Annotated in this window: 2 protein-coding genes and 2 pseudogenes; all 4 read right to left on the reverse strand. The window is 47.4% G+C overall.

Features of this window, described 5'->3' with window-relative positions:
* Nucleotides 1-1,027: pseudogene (locus tag B7Y67_RS15060) on the reverse strand (radical SAM protein); the annotation flags it as partial.
* Nucleotides 1,024-1,848 carry a ferritin-like domain-containing protein gene (locus B7Y67_RS15065; protein ID WP_293599338.1) on the reverse strand — a complete coding sequence of 275 codons (825 nt, stop codon included), beginning with the start codon at nt 1,846-1,848 and terminating at the stop codon, nt 1,024-1,026. The pseudogene B7Y67_RS15060 and the gene B7Y67_RS15065, both read right to left, overlap by 4 nt.
* A 21-nt stretch (nt 1,849-1,869) precedes the next feature.
* Nucleotides 1,870-2,247: a hypothetical protein gene (locus tag B7Y67_RS15070; RefSeq protein ID WP_293599339.1), complete on the reverse strand. Its 378-nt coding sequence runs from the start codon at nt 2,245-2,247 to the stop codon at nt 1,870-1,872.
* A 5-nt stretch (nt 2,248-2,252) separates the two neighbouring features.
* A pseudogene (locus B7Y67_RS15075) lies at nt 2,253-2,579 on the reverse strand (GMP synthase (glutamine-hydrolyzing)); the annotation flags it as partial.

Here is a 2,579-nt window from a genome sequence, read left to right on the forward strand (position 1 = left end):
TATCCAGTAGCGATAAATAAGAATTGAGTGGTAGGCCATCCCAGGTGGCAGTACCGACTTCTTCAAAAGGAATATCTGGCTCCTGCCAATTGATATAACGAACTTCATTACTAGCGGTTCGGATAAATGTACGAACGAGTCTTTCAGCAGAGCGCTTTCCATTTAAATGCTCCAACAGAGCCAGCAGGGGTCGCTCCCCAGAATCCAGTGTGATGAAGTCCACAAAATCAAATATGCGCGGATCGGTGAGCTCACGTAACTCCGTGTTCACGTAGCCACCACCGAGACCAATTTTGATAGCGGGGTAATCTTGCTTGATAGTTTGAGCAATTCGTAATGCGGCGTACATTGCCCCGGGGAATGGCACTGAAAGCAATACTAAGCCAGGTTGATGCTTTTCGATCGAGGACTTTGTCAGCTCCTGTAAATGCAAATCCATTAATGTGGGGCTTGCAGCCAGGGCATCCGCTAAAGGCGTAAACGTGGGCTGACTACCTGCCAGAGATTCTGCATAGCGAACAAACTCAAAACGCTCGTCTACCGCGTCCCGCAATACGTCGGATAAATCATTAAGATAGAGAGTGGCTAAATGACGCGCCCGATCTTGAGAACCGAGTGCACCAAATGCCCACGCCAAAGAATCCCCGCCCTCTTCTTCATCATAGGCATCAAGAGATGCAAATCGCGGACCTTCAGGCAGAAGAGCACGACTGTTGATGCGATGAGCCAGAGTGCTATCACGCCCTTGCAAAAATGCAATCGCTAGAGCGATGGTGCTTTGATAATCTGCAAAGTAGTCTAGAAAGAAGTTGACGCTCGCACTGCGATTTTCTTCAGGAAGCTGCACTGCTTGCTCTTTAATTTCTTGCAAACCAGATGGAGTGAAAAAACCCAGGACCAAGGCTAATGCTAAGTCCTCTTGAGCTGCATCAAAACCTCGTGAGCGCAGAAAGCCAGTGAGATAGGCGGTTGATGGATACGGCGTATTGAGCTGCGTCATCGGCGGAATGAGACTGAGGATCTTCATGCCGTCTGGGTCCGTTTCTCACTCAGAGATTCCAATATCTCTAATTCCTCGGAAGTAAAGCCAGCTTGTTCGCGCGCATCAAAATTAAACGGCCCCCTCAAAGTGGGTGCGCGATATTTTTCAGCCAACTCTCGATAAGTCGCAATTGGGGATAGATTGTCATTGGCACACAAGAAGTTAAACCAGCGATTACCAACAAGCACATGCCCAATCTCATCATGGAGAATGATTTCTAGAATTTCTACAGCGCGCTCATCTTTGATTTGTTTAAAACGATCCCGAATCTCCGGCACTGCATCAAGCCCTCTTGCTTCCATAGTTCGAGGGACCAGAGCCATCCGCGCAATCACTGAATCTGTTGTTCTCTCCACCATCTCCCACAAACTATTGTGAGCTGGGAAATCCCCATAACCAAATCCAAAGGACTGTAAATGGGTATTGATCAAGCTGAAATGGTAGGCCTCTTCTTTTGCGACTCTAAGCCAATCTTCGTAATAGGCCTGAGGCATACTCGGAAATCTCCAAATGGCATCTAAGGCTAAATTCATGGCATTAAATTCAATATGCGCCAAGGAATGCCAAAGAATAGCTCTCCCCTCACCCGTATCCATTTTTCTTTTGGGAACAAACTTTGGCGCAACTAAATCTGGTTTAGCTGGTCGCCCAGGGAGGCAATGATTTTGACTAGTAAGGTTGCTAGAAGGGTTTATAGCAATGCGTCCAGCTTGATGCTCAGCAAACAAGTCAGCCAGCTGGCCAACCTTGGACTGCACATCGGTATTTGCCAGTATTGCGAGGGAGGTTTCTCGAAGCTCAGACATAGGTGACTTTAGAGAATCCTCTCAATCCAACAAAGCTTGAGAAGAAGCTTTATCTCGAATTGATCTTAGGATTAGCACCAAGGTTACTAGATGCACCAGCGCAACCAGGATATTGCTAATGACTACCGGGTTTGTGAAGTTGCCTACAGTGAATGGGGTTGTGAGCTTATAAAGCACCTGAACCAGAAGCAAAGGCGCAACCAGCATTGGCAAGGGGTTGATTAGTAGGCCCAGCGAAACTAGCAATATAGAACCGTAGATAGATAAAAGAATACCTCTAGCAGGGCTAGCCGGTCCATAGCCATGCTCAACCCAAGATGCATCCGAAATAAGACCAATGCAGACGGGAATCAAGACCACCACATTAATGATGAGGGAGATATAAATCATCCTCTTCATTGGCGTCATTCCCACTCGATAGTTGCTGGAGGTTTTCCGCTAATGTCGTAGACCACGCGATTGATGCCGCGCACTTCGTTAATAATGCGATTAGATACCTTGCCTAGCAAATCATGAGGCAAGTGAGCCCAGTGCGCTGTCATAAAGTCTTGTGTTTGAACGGCTCTGAGCGCAACAACATACTCATAGGTTCTGCCATCACCCATAACGCCAACAGATTTCACTGGCAAGAACACTGCGAAGGCTTGGCTGGTGAGGTCATACCGGGATTTTTGGCTTGCTTCATCAATCGTATTGCGCAACTCCTCAATGAAGATCGCGTCAGCACGCTG

Source organism: Polynucleobacter sp. 35-46-11, assembly GCF_002281105.1.

Excerpts from the sequence above, each read along its gene's own strand:
- B7Y67_RS15065 (WP_293599338.1), bottom strand. The coding sequence starts at position 1,848 with ATGTCTGAGCTTCGAGAAACCTCCCTCGCAATACTGGCAAATACCGAT.
- B7Y67_RS15070 (WP_293599339.1), bottom strand. The coding sequence starts at position 2,247 with ATGAAGAGGATGATTTATATCTCCCTCATCATTAATGTGGTGGTCTTG.